General features: G+C 59.2%; 12 protein-coding genes. 6 read left to right on the top strand and 6 right to left on the bottom strand.

The genetic code is table 11. The features are described 5' to 3' along the window. Positions 1-4: 4 nt before the first annotated feature. The 3 genes from IV109_RS04950 (at position 5) to IV109_RS04940 (ending at position 4,804) form a co-directional block, all read left to right on the top strand. Positions 5-1,579 carry a DUF1800 domain-containing protein gene (locus tag IV109_RS04950; protein WP_296693112.1) on the top strand — a complete coding sequence of 525 codons (1,575 nt, stop codon included), beginning with the start codon at positions 5-7 and terminating at the stop codon, positions 1,577-1,579. A gap of 25 nt (positions 1,580-1,604) precedes the next feature. Further along, positions 1,605-2,936 (top strand): DUF1501 domain-containing protein, encoded by a 1,332-nt coding sequence (locus IV109_RS04945; RefSeq protein ID WP_296693110.1) that lies wholly within the window; start codon positions 1,605-1,607, stop codon positions 2,934-2,936. 83 nt (positions 2,937-3,019) lie between these two features. Further along, entirely contained in the window at positions 3,020-4,804 is a 1,785-nt protein-coding gene (locus tag IV109_RS04940) for an ABC transporter ATP-binding protein/permease (RefSeq protein ID WP_296693108.1), read from the top strand. Here IV109_RS04940 and queC read toward each other — a convergent pair. From queC to IV109_RS04925, 3 genes are all read right to left on the bottom strand, one after another. Further along, the gene (gene queC / locus IV109_RS04935; protein ID WP_296693105.1) at positions 4,777-5,499 is read right to left on the bottom strand and encodes a 7-cyano-7-deazaguanine synthase QueC; all 723 of its coding nucleotides are present in this window, start codon (positions 5,497-5,499) and stop codon (positions 4,777-4,779) included. The genes IV109_RS04940 and queC overlap by 28 nt on opposite strands. A gap of 45 nt (positions 5,500-5,544) precedes the next feature. Beyond that, on the bottom strand, positions 5,545-6,054 hold the full coding sequence (locus IV109_RS04930; RefSeq protein WP_296693102.1) for a hypothetical protein: 510 nt from the start codon (positions 6,052-6,054) through the stop codon (positions 5,545-5,547). 196 nt (positions 6,055-6,250) lie between these two features. Further along, positions 6,251-6,697 carry a thioesterase family protein gene (locus tag IV109_RS04925; protein ID WP_296693099.1) on the bottom strand — a complete coding sequence of 149 codons (447 nt, stop codon included), beginning with the start codon at positions 6,695-6,697 and terminating at the stop codon, positions 6,251-6,253. A 142-nt stretch (positions 6,698-6,839) separates the two neighbouring features. On the opposite strand from IV109_RS04925, the gene IV109_RS04920 reads away from it, so the two are divergent. Genes IV109_RS04920 through IV109_RS04910 form a run of 3 tightly spaced genes read left to right on the top strand, consistent with a single transcriptional unit; the run spans position 6,840 to position 11,012 of the window. Beyond that, complete coding sequence (locus IV109_RS04920) at positions 6,840-8,381, top strand: methyl-accepting chemotaxis protein (protein WP_296693096.1); 1,542 nt, start codon at positions 6,840-6,842, stop codon at positions 8,379-8,381. Positions 8,382-8,419: 38 nt separating this feature from the next. Next, positions 8,420-9,781, top strand: coding sequence for a bifunctional diguanylate cyclase/phosphodiesterase (locus IV109_RS04915; RefSeq protein WP_296693093.1), 1,362 nt, complete (start codon positions 8,420-8,422; stop codon positions 9,779-9,781). Continuing rightward, a complete protein-coding gene (locus IV109_RS04910) occupies positions 9,762-11,012 on the top strand; it encodes an MFS transporter (RefSeq protein ID WP_296693090.1) in 1,251 nt (416 codons plus the stop codon). The genes IV109_RS04915 and IV109_RS04910 overlap by 20 nt, the downstream gene beginning before the upstream one ends. On the opposite strand, the gene IV109_RS04905 is transcribed toward IV109_RS04910, so the two are convergent. From IV109_RS04905 to IV109_RS04895, 3 genes are all read right to left on the bottom strand, one after another. After that, positions 11,001-11,885: an ABC transporter permease gene (locus tag IV109_RS04905; RefSeq protein WP_296693088.1), complete on the bottom strand. Its 885-nt coding sequence runs from the start codon at positions 11,883-11,885 to the stop codon at positions 11,001-11,003. The two genes, IV109_RS04910 and IV109_RS04905, sit on opposite strands and share 12 nt — an antisense overlap. 101 nt (positions 11,886-11,986) lie before the next feature. Next, the gene (locus tag IV109_RS04900) at positions 11,987-12,904 is read right to left on the bottom strand and encodes an ABC transporter permease (protein ID WP_296693085.1); all 918 of its coding nucleotides are present in this window, start codon (positions 12,902-12,904) and stop codon (positions 11,987-11,989) included. Further along, on the bottom strand, positions 12,901-14,469 hold the full coding sequence (locus IV109_RS04895) for a sugar ABC transporter ATP-binding protein (RefSeq protein ID WP_296693082.1): 1,569 nt from the start codon (positions 14,467-14,469) through the stop codon (positions 12,901-12,903). Before IV109_RS04895 ends, IV109_RS04900 begins: the two co-directional genes overlap by 4 nt. Between the last annotated feature and the right edge of the window lie 3 nt (positions 14,470-14,472).

Below are 14,472 nucleotides of genomic sequence, written 5' to 3'. Positions count from 1 at the left end.
GCTCATGAAAATGCCCAACTCTGGCACCAAGCCACGCTGCTCCGCTGCCGCCCAAGGGGCTTTTATGGCATTGGCATGCCTGGCCGGCCATGTGCTCGGGCAACAGGCCCTCGCGCAATCGCCAAGCTCCACGCGCCCTGCGTACCCGAGCATCGCCAACGCCTCAGACGCCGAAGCGTGGCGGGCCATGACCCGCTTGGGCTACGGCCCCAGTCCGGCCCTGATCCGCAAGCTGCAGGCCACCCCGGACGCTCGCACCTGGGCCCTGCAACAGATCGATGCCGCCTATGCCGCAAGCCAGCAGCCACCGCGCATTGCCCCCGATCTGGCGGCGTTCAATGCGCCACTGCCCACGCTGTTTGAGGGTGGGCAACGCGAGCGCCAGGCTCGGGCCACCCTCAAGGCCAATGCGCAGAAGGAAGTTGACCCGCCATCCGCGCGACACATGGATTTCTCCGCCCCGCCCGAACCTGAGCATTTCAGCCGCGCCATGGTGCAGCAGGCCGCCGCCTGGCGGCTGGGAAGCTGTAGCCTGCCCGAGGAAGAAAATCCATTGCTGGCCCGGATGACCGAGTTCTGGTTCAACCACCTCAATATCTATGCCGGCAAAGGCGCCGTCAGACCGTTCACCGGTCATTACGTGGTCAACGTCGCCCGAGCCCATGCACTGGGCAAGTTTGAAGACCTGCTGCTCGCCAGCGCCCGCCACCCCGCCATGCTGCTTTACCTGGACCAGGCCCGAAGCGTCGCCGAGGGCTCACGCGGACCGCAGGGCAGCAGCCGCGGCCTGAACGAAAACTATGCCCGCGAACTGATGGAGCTGCACACCCTGGGCGTGGACGGCGGTTACACGCAGACCGATGTGCGTGAACTGGCGCGCGTGCTGACCGGGTGGACCGTAGCGCCCCGAGAGACATCGGGCTTTCAGTTTGTGCCGCGCCTGCACGACACGAGAAGCAAGCAGGTGCTGGGCACCCGCTTTCCAACTGAACTTGCACGTACGGGCGAGCGCGAAGGCGAGGACGCGATCCGCATGCTGGCACGCCACCCCGCCACGGCACGCCGCGTCAGCCTGCGCCTGGCCCAGTTCTTCGTGGCTGACCAGCCCGCACCTGAATTGGTGGAGCGGCTGAGTCGCACCTTTTTGGCCACCCAAGGCGATCTGCGTGCGGTGATGCGGACCCTGCTGGAGTCTGCTGATTTCTGGCAGCCACAAAACCGTCTTTTCAAAACCCCGCTGGACTTTGCCTGCTCGGCCCTCGCGGCGACACAAGCTGCCAAACATGACACCTCAGACCGCCGCAGCCTGCTGCAAACCCTGGGCTTTCTGGCCAATGCCGGGCAAGCTCTGCATGGCTGGCAAACACCGGACGGTTATAAGGTTGATGCCGCCACCTGGCTGGTGCCCGAAGCCCTGACCCGGCGCGCCGACTTCGCCCTGAGTCTTGGACGCCAGTCGCCCGACCTCGACTTCCTGCGGCCCTACCTGGGTGCCAACACACTGGCGGCCATCGCCCAGGAAAGGCCGGCCCTGCGCGCCGGACTGATGCTGGCCAGCCCGGACTTCATGTACAAATAGACCCAAATTGCGACTGGAATTTTCCATGCCCGAAGCCCCACATCCAGGAACAGGCCACGGAATAGGCCGCCGCCGCATGCTGCAAGCGATGCTTGGCGCCTCCACCGCCTGGGCGGCGCCGATGGCGTGGGCGCAAAACAATCGCGCTGGCGCCAACCGCACCGACGGCGATGCACGTCTGGTGCTGGTTTTTCTGCGCGGCGCCTACGACGGGCTCTCGGCCTTGGTACCGCATGGCGATGCCCGCTATTACCAACTGCGCCCCCACATCGCGATTGCAGCACCCGACGGCACAGCGCAAAGCACGATCAAACTGGACGATACGTTTGGCCTGCATCCTGCCATGGCGGCTTTGCTCCCCCTTTGGCAGCAGGGTGTGCTCGGGGTGCTGCCCTGCGCCGGTTCGCCGGACCCGACCCGCTCGCACTTCGATGCACAGCACCACTGGGAACTTGGCATACCCGGAAAAAGCAGCGCGGGTGCGGGCTGGATGAACACCCTGGCCACGCTTCGCAGTGACATCATCCATCCGGCGGACGATATGCAAAGCCCGCGCTCCAGGCCGATGGCGATTGGAGTCGGCGAGGCCAACCCGACTATCCTGGCCGGCAACGCCCCAGTACAACGGGTGCCCAAGGGCGCCGCTGCCACACGCCAGGGTGCACTGGGCGATGAGCGCACGCGCGATGCAGTCATGAAGCTCTATGCCGGACAAGACCATTTATCCCAGGCCTTTCGGGCTGGCGCCGACAGCCGGATGCAGACTGCACAGACTTTGAGTGTAGACATGACAGACCCCGGCATGCTGGGGCGGGAAATGCTGGCCGCCAACAACGGGGCGGGTTCCGCACAAGGCCTGCTGCTGGACGCACAGCACCTGGGCACGCTGATGCGCCAGGACCGCAATTTACGGCTGGGCTTCTTATCCGCTGGCGGCTGGGACACCCATGCCAATCAGGGCGCGGTGACCGGTGGGCTGGCACAAAACCTGGGCAATCTGGCCAAAGCCATGATTCAACTGCGCCGCGACTTCTCGCAACCCAACGATGTGGTGCTGGTGGTCAGCGAATTTGGCAGGACCAGCTTTGAAAATGGCACCCGGGGCACCGACCATGGTCACGGCAATGCCCTATGGTTGATGGGTAGCAAGATTCATGGCGGACGCTGGCATGGCACCTGGTCGGGCTTGGCCCAAGGCGATCTCCATGAAGGGCGCGACCTGCCGGTGCACAACGACTTTCGCGCGGTGCTGGCGCAGGTACTGCGCAGCACCTATGGTCTGAAGCCAGATGAATTGAGCGGCCTGTTTCCCGGTTTTACCTGGGACAACTCACTGAACGGACTGCTGCGCACCTGACAGCACTTGCGGGCCATGCGGCGACACCGCGCCCGCACGAACCCGGGCGCTACCATGGGGCACTTGTCAATTGAGGTATCTCCATGGTTTTTGTGTCTGACCTGCGCGCCAAACTGCTGTCTTTCAAGCTCCTCGCCAGCCGGGTGTGGAGCCTGTCCAGGCCTTACTTTGGATCGGATGAAAAGTGGAAGGCACGAGCCCTGCTCATCGCCATCATTGCCCTGAATCTGGGCATGGTCTACATGGCGGTGCTGTTCAATGACTGGAACAAGCTTTTCTACGATGCGCTGCAGGAAAAGAATGCCGCCGTGTTCTGGACACAGCTGGGGCGTTTCACATACCTCGCATTTGCCTTCATCGTCATCGCGGTCTACAAGTTTTACCTGACGCAACTGCTGGAGATGCGCTGGCGCGCCTGGATGACCGCGCACTACCTGCAACGCTGGCTGTCCAACCATGCTTTTTACAAGCTCGAACTGGCTCGCTTCACCCGCCAGCCCAATGTGGATGCAGGCAACCCGGACAACCCCGACCAGCGGATTCAGGAAGACATCAACCAGTTCACCACGTACACCATTTCCCTGACCATGGGCCTGCTCAATGCGGTGGTGACATTGGCCAGTTTTGTCGGCATTTTGTGGGGACTTTCGGGCGGCTTTGCATTTTCGTTTCAGGGCAGCGCCTACAACATTCCCGGCTTCATGGTGTGGATGGCCGTGCTGTACTGTGCGGCGGGCAGCATCCTGACGCACTACATTGGCCGTCCGCAGATCAAGCTGAATTTCGAGCAGCAGCGCGTGGAAGCAGATTTTCGTCACCACATGGTGCGGGTGCGGGAGTACAGCGAGTCCATCGCACTGGACAAGGGTGAAACCGTGGAGCGTGCGCAGCTCGACCTGCGCTTCTCACGCGTGCTGGGCAACTACCTGCAACTGATCAGGGCGCAGAAAAATCTGGTCTGGTTCACCAGCTTCTTCGGCCAGGCTGCGGTGGTGTTCCCCTTTGTGGTGGCGGCCCCGCGATTTTTCAGTGGCGCTATCCAGTTGGGCGAGCTGATGCAGATCTCCAGCGCCTTTGGCCAGGTACAGGGCTCACTGAGCTGGTTTGTGGACAGCTACAGCAACCTGGCCAGCTGGCGCGCCACCACCGACCGCCTGACCAGTTTTGAGGAATCTTTTGCGGCGCTGGCCTCCGACCCTATTGCCTCATCAGCTACAGATTGTGTAGCACTTGAGGTGAACAATCTGACACTCGCTTTGCCTACCGGCACCGTGCTGCTGACCGGTGCTGCGCTGCACGCACAGCCTGGCGACAGTGTGCTGCTGCAAGGCCCATCGGGCAGCGGCAAGTCCACGCTGTTTCGCACCCTGGCGGGCATCTGGCCATTTGCCAGCGGCACAGTGAATCGCCCGGCCAACGCCATGTTCATCCCCCAGCGTCCCTATTTCCCCAACGGGCCGCTGCGTGATGCACTGGCTTACCCCGAAAGTCCGTCCAGCTACACGAACGGTCAACTTATCCAGGCGCTGACGGATGCGCTCTTGCCCCAGTTGGCCGATCAGTTGGACCACGCCGATGCATGGAGTCAAAAACTGTCAGGCGGTGAACAGCAGCGGCTGGCGATTGCGCGCGTCCTGCTGAAGAAGCCTCAATGGGTGTTTGCCGACGAGGCCACCAGCGCGCTCGATGAAGCCACTGAAAGTTCAGTGTATAAAAAGCTTCTGGCCCTTGTCCAAAATGCCCAAGGTGCTATTATTTCAATAGCACATCGACCCTCGGTTGCAGCTTTTCACAAGCAGCGCTGGGAACTGGAAAAACTACCTGAAGGCGCACCTGCCCTTTACCGGGTGGAAGAAAAACGCTCGTAACCACGCGCCCGCAACTCGCAGGCCGGGCAAGTGCCGCAGCCATAGCCCCAGGCCTGGCGGTGTTCGCGGTCCCCGAGATAGCAAGTGTGCGTGTGCTCGATGATCAGCTCGACCAGGGCATTACCACCGTCGGGTGATCCGGATTTTTCCCCCAGCTCGTGCGCCAGGGCCCAGGTATCGGCCTTGTCGATCCACATCAACGGGGTGTCGATCAGAAAGCGCTTGTCCATGCCCAAGGACAAGGCCAGCTGCATGGCCTTCATGGTGTCATCGCGGCAATCCGGGTAGCCCGAGAAATCGGTTTCACAGACACCGGTAACGATCACCTGCAGATCGCGCCGGTAGGCCACAGCAGCGGCCAGGGTCAAAAACAGCAGGTTGCGCCCGGGCACAAAGGTATTGGGCAGGCCGCTCTGCTCCATCTTGAAGGCAGTGTCACGCGTCAATGAGGTGTCGCTTACTTTTCCCAACACGGCCAGGTCCAGCAGATGATCTTCACCGAGTTTGTGTGCCCACTGCGGAAATTGGCGCTGGATTTCAGACAGCACCTTCAGGCGAGCCTCCAGCTCGACGCGATGGCGTTGGCCATAGTCAAAGGCAATGGTTTCAACCCGCTGGTATTTGCTCAGCGCCAAGGCCAGGCAGGTGGTGGAATCTTGACCACCCGAAAAAAGAACAAGTGCTGTAGTGTGCATGCCCCAATGTTAGGGGAAGCGCAGAAAAATTCGCCCCCGAAAAGACTAAATGTTTTCAGTCTTTTTGATCTTGCTGGGCGAGTAAGTGAGCACTTCGGTGGCGATCACGCCGGGTACGGCATTGGAATTGCTCTTTGGAACTTCCAACTGATTGCTCACCTGCTCGGTCTGGATGGCGCTGGCACCAGCCGCCCACATGTGCTTCACATGGTCCATGAGCATTTTGTAGATCGGGATCCGTGGCGGGTCTTCCACTTTTTCAGGGGCTGGCCGACGCACGGTCCAGTCTTTCGAGGTGGTTGCGGCCTCGGACCCACGACGTGCCGGATCGGACACGCTGGTGTAAACGCCTTCGCCGGAACTTGGTTTGTTGGCCTGGTTCACCAAATTGACCACACCAGGCGTAGGCGCAATCGAATTTGACTGCCCAGCAGGTGCCGAAGAAACAGAAGGGTTGACCGGCGCTGTAGGGATCACCTTCGCACCCACGAGCGACACCGCAGCCGCGCCGGCCGGGCGAGGATTGGGGATTCGATCAATGGATGGGAGTTGCATTTTGGGTCCGGTAGCAGGTTGGGTATCTGGCTTTTCTCCGTGTTCGTATGATTCTTAACGGCAGATTTAGCGGTCAATTTAGGCCTATTTTTAAAAATATCCAATTTTTTGGACCTCAAACCAGCACCAAACTGGTGCAAACCCACCCATCACACGTCAACAGGGCCTCCAAACCGTCCCGAACAGCCGCTTTCAGCTAAGGATGGGGCTGCGGATCCACCATCACAGGCAAATAGACCTGACAAAACTCGGAAGGCATGCGGCGCGCCCGCCCGCTACTCAACTCAATACACACAAGATCCCAGCGACCGCGCAACACTGTCACCTGATCCCGATTGCGGACCAATTGAAACCTGCGCTCCATGGTCAATTTGCCGTCGCTGGCCAGAATCCAGGTGCCCAAAGTCAGCTCGTCCTGCAATACGGTGGGCAACAGATAGTCGTACTCACCACGGCGAATCGCCATGGCACGGTCCAGGCGCTGATAGTCTGCGAGACTCAGACCCAGCGCCTGCGAATGAGCCCAGCCGATTTTCTCGCACCACTGTACGTACACCGCATTGTTGGTGTGATTCAGACCGTCAATGTCATCAAGCTGCGGGCTGGCGGGCAAGGTAAAGGGGTTGGGATAATCCCAGACCATAGGCGTCATTCAAGTGGCAAAAGACCTTGATCTTATCCACCTGCAAGCGCCTTCGCTGCGCTCGGCGTCCATCGATGAAGAGTCCGTCTGAAGCTACCAGACACTGCTACCATTTGACATCAACCAACAAGTGTAGATTCACATGAAAATTTCAACGCGTTTGCTGCAATTGGGGGGCATGATGTCGGCCCTGGTGATCGTTATTGCCGCGCTCGGCCTTTTTGGCATGGGTACGTCCAACGTCGCCCTGCAATCCGTCTACGCCGACCGTGCAGTGCCCGCCGGGCAAATGGGTGACATTGAGGCCTTGATTCTCCAAAACCGCCTGGCCATCGCCGTTGCCATCGCCAACCCCACGCCGGAGGTCATCGCCACCAGCACGGCAACGGTGGATGCCAATATTGCTGCCATTACCCAGACATGGAATTCCGTCATGGCGACGAAGCTGACGCCCAACGGGAAAAAACTTGCTGAAAGCTTTACCACTGACCGCACACGGTTTGTGCAGGAAGGCCTCAAGCCCGCCGTGGCAGCATTGCGCGCCAACGACATCGACGCGGCCAAGCGACTGGTCGCGGAAAAAGTGGAAACCTTGTACGTTCCGGTGCACAAGGGCATCAAGTCCCTGATCCAGGTGCAGTATGACGAAGCAAAAAATGAGTTCACCGACGCCGAATCCCGCTATGACACGATACGCCTGCTTGCCATCGTTCTCTTCGTCGTCGGCATGTCAGCATCGGGTTTGTACAACTTCCTGCTGATTCGCCACATTGGCCGCCAACTCGGTGCCGAACCAGCGGATGCCGCCAACGTGGCCCAAAAGGTGGGCTCGGGCGACCTGAGTTTTCGCATCCATCTGAAACCAAACGACACAGTCAGCCTGATGGCGCAACTCAAACTCATGCAGGACAGCCTGTCCCAAGTCGTTGCCAAAGTACGCCAGGGCTCGGAAACCGTTGCCACAGCCAGTGGCGAAATTGCTGCAGGAAACCATGATCTGTCCAGCCGTACCGAAAGCCAGGCCAGTGCGCTGGAACAAACCGCTGCCACGATGGAAGAACTGAGCTCCACCGTGAAACAGAATGCCGACCACGCGAGAGAAGCCAATCAGCTTGCGATCAGTGCCTCCACCGTGGCCGTCCGGGGTGGTGAAGTGGTGGCCCAGGTGGTTGACACCATGAAGGGCATCAACGACTCTTCAAAGAAGATCTCCGACATCATCAGTGTCATCGACGGGATCGCATTCCAGACCAATATTCTGGCGTTGAACGCAGCGGTGGAAGCAGCACGGGCCGGCGAACAAGGGCGTGGCTTTGCCGTGGTGGCCAGTGAAGTGCGCAGCCTGGCAGGACGTTCTGCCGATGCGGCAAGAGAAATCAAGAGCCTGATCAGCGCCAGTGTGGAGCGGGTGGAGCATGGCACGACGCTGGTCGACCAGGCAGGCAACACCATGACCGAAGTGGTCAACTCCATACGCCGGGTAACGGACATCATGGGGGAGATCAGCTCCGCCAGCAACGAGCAGGCTTCGGGGGTCGCCCAGGTAGGCGAGGCCGTCACCCATATGGACCAGGCGACACAACAGAACGCGGCATTGGTCGAAGAGATGGCGGCTACGGCGGACGGTCTCAAAACGCAGGCGCAGGACCTGGTTCACACGGTGGCCGTGTTCAAGCTGGCATGAGACAGTGGCCCACAGAACAGCTGCCACACATTCCAGGTATGCAATTTCCGATTTCCAAGAATAGCGCGCTGTCTTTTGCCAGCGTCGTAGACCTCCTGCTGGATGCCGTTTGCGTCGTGGATGCCCATGGTTACTTTGTCTTTGGCAGTGCGGCATGCGAGTCGATTTTCGGATACACACCGGAGGAAATGATCGGCAGGCGCATGATCGACATGGTGCACCCCGACGATCGGGAAATGACGCTTCAGGCGGCTCAGCGAATCATGTCAGGGCAGACCCACCTTCATTTCGAAAACCGTTATCTGCGCAAAGATGGCCAAGTGGTTCACATCATGTGGTCCGCCCGTTGGTCCGACAGTGACCGCCTGCGGATTGCCGTCGCGCGTGACGTCACCGCGCGCAAACGATCTGAGCTTTTGCAGGCGGCCACCTACGCTATTTCTGAATCCGCTCACGCGGCAGGCGATCTGGCCACTCTGTTCGAAAAAATCCACCAGATCATCAAAAACCTGTTGCCAAGCCCCAACTTCGCCGTGGCATTGATCGATGCGAAGACCCAATCACTCAATTTCCCCTACTGCGTGGATGTGCGTCAACCGGGGCACAGCCCGCGCACCGCTGCCTTGGATGCTTTCTGTCAGGAGGTCATCCGCAGTGAGCAGATACTGCTTCTGAACCGCGATGCGTCTGCAGAAATACCTGAGCATCCGGGCATGCTATTCGATGAGGATTTGAAGTGCTGGCTGGGCGTACCACTGAAATCGCAAAACGGCATCATTGGCGCCCTGCTTTTGAAAAGCTACGTGGGCGATGCAGCTTACGGCGACAAAGACAAAGAGCTTTTGCAATACGTGTCCACCCAGATCGCCACGGCCATCGAACGCGTGCAGCTATTCACCCGCCTGCAGTACCTGGCCCAGTACGACGAACTGACCGATCTCCCTAACCGCGGACTCTTGCACGACCGTTTGAAAACCGCAATCACGCGAGCGCACCGAGAGCGACGCTTCCTGTCTGTGCTGTACCTTGATCTGGATAAATTCAAGCAGGTCAATGACACTTTGGGGCACGCCTTGGGGGACCAATTGCTGAAGGCTTTTGCGCATCGACTCAAAAAATGTGTACGTGAATCCGATACTGTCGCGCGCGTCGGTGGTGACGAGTTTGTCTTGCTGCTGGAGTCCGAGCACTTGCCGGACACCGGCCTGTCTGCGATTCATAAAATTCGCGATGCCTTCGACGACCCCTTTTTCGTGAACGAACATACCATCCGGATCAAGCCAAGTATCGGCGTAGCCCACTACCCCGAGCATGGCGTGGAAGTGCATGAGTTACTCAGATATGCCGATAGCGTCATGTACATTGCTAAAAAAAGAGTTGATGAGTACACCCCCCGCTGACCCCTCCCTCATCGACTCGCGACACGCCGCCTGGCGATTGCTGGCAACACTGGGCCTGGTCGTGCTGGGTAACAGCAGCATGTATGTCGTGTCGGTTGTGCTACCGACGGTGCAGGCAGAGTTTGGCATCAGCAGGGCCGATGCTTCATTGCCCTACACCATGATGATGGTTTGCCTGGGCCTTGGCGGCATCTGGACGGGGCGACTTGCCGATCGCCATGGTCTGACGCCCGTGCTTTGGATCGGATCTCTGGCGGTTTGTGGTGGCTTCGTTTGGGCTGGTCTGTCTGGCAGCATTTGGGCCTTCGGACTTGCCCACGGGCTGCTGGGCCTGATCGGCAGTTCGTCCACCTTCGCACCCCTTATCGCCGACACCGCCCTTTGGTGGAACCGGCGGCGCGGCATTGCTGTGGCCATCTGTGCCAGCGGCAACTACATTGCCGGTGCTCTGTGGCCGCCTATCGTGCAGCACGGCATTGAGACCATCGGCTGGCGTCACACCTATGTGCTGATGGGCATCTTCTGCGGCTTGGGCATGTTTGCGCTGTCGCTGAGAATGCGACAGCGCCCGCCCCTTGTTTCTGCTGCACCGGCAAATGCCCAGACACCTGCGGTTGACCGCAGCCGCCCATTCGGCCTAAGTCCGGCTCACGCGCAGCTTGCGTTGTGTGTGGCTGGCATGGCATGCTGCGTGGCCATGGCCATGCCGCAGGTGCACATAGTCGCCTACTGCACGGATCTGGGCTTCGGAGCCGCACGCGGAGCCGAGATGCTATCGCTCATGCTGGCTTGCGGCATCGTCAGCAGGTTGGTGTCCGGTGTCATTTGCGATCGCATCGGCGGCATCCGGACGCTGTTGATGGGTTCGGCCTTGCAGGGCGTGGCGCTGCTGTTGTTCCTGCCCTTTGATGGCATGGTGCCGCTCTATGTCATCTCGGCCATGTTCGGCCTTTTTCAGGGCGGCATCGTGCCGTCCTACGCCATCATCATTCGCGAACATTTCGCACCCGAGGAAGCTGGTGCCAGGGTTGGCTCGGTCATCATGGCCACGCTGGTGGGCATGGCGCTGGGGGGTTGGCTCTCGGGCTGGGTGTTCGACGTGACAGGCAGCTACCGCGCCGCCTTCATCAACGGTATCGGCTGGAACCTGTTGAATGTCTCCATCGCAGTCTGGCTGTACCGGCGTGTGCGAAGCCAGGGCCAGGGTACGGGTGGCCTGTCAGTGGTTTGATCCACGGTTTCTCAGGCAGTACACCAAGGCCGCTGCGCCGACAATTGAACCTTGAAGCATCAGCCGTCCCGGTTCACCAAGGCCCAAGCTCGTCAGAAAGTTGAAGAGGAATGCCAGCATGAAGGCCGCTACGGCGGGGCCAGCAACACCACCACGTCCGTTGCCGAAATTCACGCCGCCGAGTATGGATGCTGCCAGCGAGTTCAGCGCCAGATCTCTGCCAAGGGTGACGTTGCCAACACCCACGAATCCAAGCAGCATGAACCCCGCGAGGACGGACGTAACAGCGGACACGACATGCGCCACAAAAACCACCTTCAAGTAAGGCAATCCAGAGAGTTCTGCAGCACGTGGATTGGCACCGACAGCGTCCGTGACGCGACCGAACGCGCTGAAGCGGAGAAACAGAGCTGCCGGCACAAGCAATGCAAGCCAAATCAGTGGCACAAGCGGTAGTCCCAGCACACGAGCCCTACCGAATTCCCTCAGCACATCCGGGGCATCACCCGAGGCATAAAACTGACTCAGGGCAATCACAATTCCCGACAGAATCATTGACACGGCAAGAGTCACGATCACCGACGAGGCCCTCACCCGGACGATGAGAAATCCGTTGACTACACCAATGAAAACACCAAATGCCAAACATACCAGTAATGCCCACGGCCAAGGCAGCGGCATGATGCCACTCGTCAACAAGTAGGAAACAACGGCTACGATGCCGCCAGAAGAGAGATCCAGTGATCGACAGCGCATGACAAGCGACTGTCCAATGGCTGCAAAGCCTAGCGGAGTCGCCTGCCGCAAAATCAAAAGCAGGAGCATGGGCGACATCAGATTGGGCCGCATCATGGCCGCAATGATCAGCAGCAATGCCGTGCCCGCATAGGCTGGCGGCAAAGAAAGGATGAAACCGGCTACTTGCTGGATCCGAAGTCTGGCCAAAGGCCATGAGGCTGCGAGTGTTGCCATGTTCAAAGTCCCACGTTGGATCTGCGTTGCACGCTCACCGCCGCCAATAGCAAGCAGCCGGTAAGGACTTCACGCATAAACGGTGAAATGCCAAAGAGATTCAGACCGTTTGCAAGCAGGCCAAGACTCAAGGCACCCGATATGACACCCAAGACGCTCCCGATGCCGCCTGTCAACTGAACACCGCCCAGTGCCACGGCTGCGACGGATTCCAGACCAAAAGCAGCCCCCAGTGTGGGATCACCCGCCGAGATGCGCGATGCAATATAGATGCCGGCGACCGCAGCTGCAACGCTGCATGAAACGTAGGCAAAGACAACGACTGACTTCACCTTGACGCCATTGAGATAGGCACTGCGGGAATTGCTTCCGACCGCAAACAGGTGAGACCCTATGCGGGTGTAATTAATGATCCAGGCTGCAAGCAAGGCTGCGGCAACGCACCACAGCAAGGACAAAGGCACACCTGCCACGACCGAAGTTGCCATCCATGTCAGAGTTGGCGCGATATTGCCACCTGGAATCGGCAGGACAACATAGGCCAGACCCTGAAGGATAGTAGCTGTACTGAGGGTCATGACCAGAGGATGGACACCCGCAACGGCAACACCTAATCCATTGACTATGCCGACGGCTATGCCCATGGCGAGCGCCAAAGCAACGGCGAGAGTTGGGTCGGGATTCGTGGCCACGATACAGGCGGCAATGCTCAACACGGAACCCACCGACAGATCAATACCGGCCACCAATGTGACAAACAACTGACCTAAAGAAGCAATCAGCAGTGCAGCAATCTGTCCACTGAAGTTCAGCAAGTTTTGCGGTTCGCGAAAATCTTCGGTCGTAAGTGCGAGTACGCCAATCAACACCACTGGCAAGCCCAGCGTGTATCGGGTCATGCCGGATCGGCCCATGCTCATGCTGTTCCCCTTTGATTGTTGTTGAGTTGCAATGACGATTGCGACGGGTCTCGCAACGCGAAGCCCAGCAACACCTCCTCTGTTGCATCTTCTGCCCTGACGTCTGCAGCGACGCTGCCTTCGCGCACCACCAGAATCCGGTCGCACAAACCGATCAGTTCCGGCAAGTCACCCGATACGACGAGAATCGCACCACCGTCCAAGGTGAATTGCCTCAACAGACCATAAATCTCGGCCTTGGCGCCGACATCTACACCCCGCGTTGGCTGCTCAACCAGCAGGATGCGAACGTTCGCCGCAAGCCAACGGCCCAGCATCACTTTTTGCTGGTTGCCTCCCGACAAGGATCCAACGAGGGCTGCTGGATGGGTGTGAAGATGCATGCGTCTAGCGAGTCCGCCAATCAACCCTTGATCGCGAGTTGCGGGACGCCACAGTGCAGTCTTTCGCAAAGGACCAAGCCAGACATTTTCCTGAATGGGCAAATCCAAATACAGTCCCTCGGACTTTCGATCCTCCGGCATCAGTGCCACACCTCGCCGGACTGTCCGGGCGGTTCCCAAACTGTGTTCAAGACGGCTCGCTACCTGATGCTCGTCATACACGGATATGTCTCCTGTGGCACTGACATGGGCTCCGGCCAGTGTCCGAATGATTTCCCGTTGACCTTGGCCTTCAAGCCCTGCGATTCCGACAATTTCGCCCTGATGCAACGAAAAGGCGACGGGCCGCCGCCCTGTCTTGACCGTGAGATTTTTCACGGTCAGCGCCAACTTTCCACTGTCTGCAGCCGTCCGTGGGGGAAACAAGGCCTCAAGCTCGCGACCCACCATCAGCGTTACCAGCCTCTCAGGACTTAAAGCGGCAATTGGCTGCGTCGTTACATGCCTCCCGTCCTTCAGGACGGAGACTGTGTCACAAAATCGGAAAATTTCTTCAAGCCTGTGGCTGATGTAAAAAATCAGTTTCCCGCTCTGTTTGAGCGCCTTGAGCAGCCCCTCCAGCTTGTCTACCTCGGCCCGGTTTAGCGGCGCTGTCGGCTCATCGAATATGAAAACTTCCGCCTCAGCCTGCAAGCCTTTGGCTATCTCCAGAAGCTGCTGCTCACCCACGGTGAGACTGCTGCATAACCTGTCTGGGTCCAGGTCAATTCCGGTTCGCGCAAGCACTGCACTGGCCGATCGCCGAATTGCGCGATGATCGAGAAAGCCCAACCGTACAGGCTCCCTCCCCAGGCAGAGATTCTCAGCCACGGTCAAGTTTGGCAAAACCGTCAGCTCCTGAAATACCGTAGAAATTCCAGCGGCCCGTGCATGGGCCGGGGTCGACAGCCGCAGCTGTCGACCCTTGAACCAAATCTCCCCCTGGTCAGGTTCATGCACACCGGCAAGGAGCTTCATCAACGTGGACTTTCCAGCACCATTCTCACCGGTGATGGCATGAATCGACGACGGATGACCCGCAAGGCTCACAGCGCTGAGGGCAGCCGTGTGACCGAACGACTTCGACACCTGATGCAGCAACACCAGTGCCGATGGGTCCGGAGACTTCAAGACTTGGTTCATCGC

This window comes from Rhodoferax sp. (assembly GCF_018780565.1).
GTDB lineage: Bacteria > Pseudomonadota > Gammaproteobacteria > Burkholderiales > Burkholderiaceae_C > Rhodoferax.
This window is presented reverse-complemented; position numbering and strand designations above follow the sequence as displayed.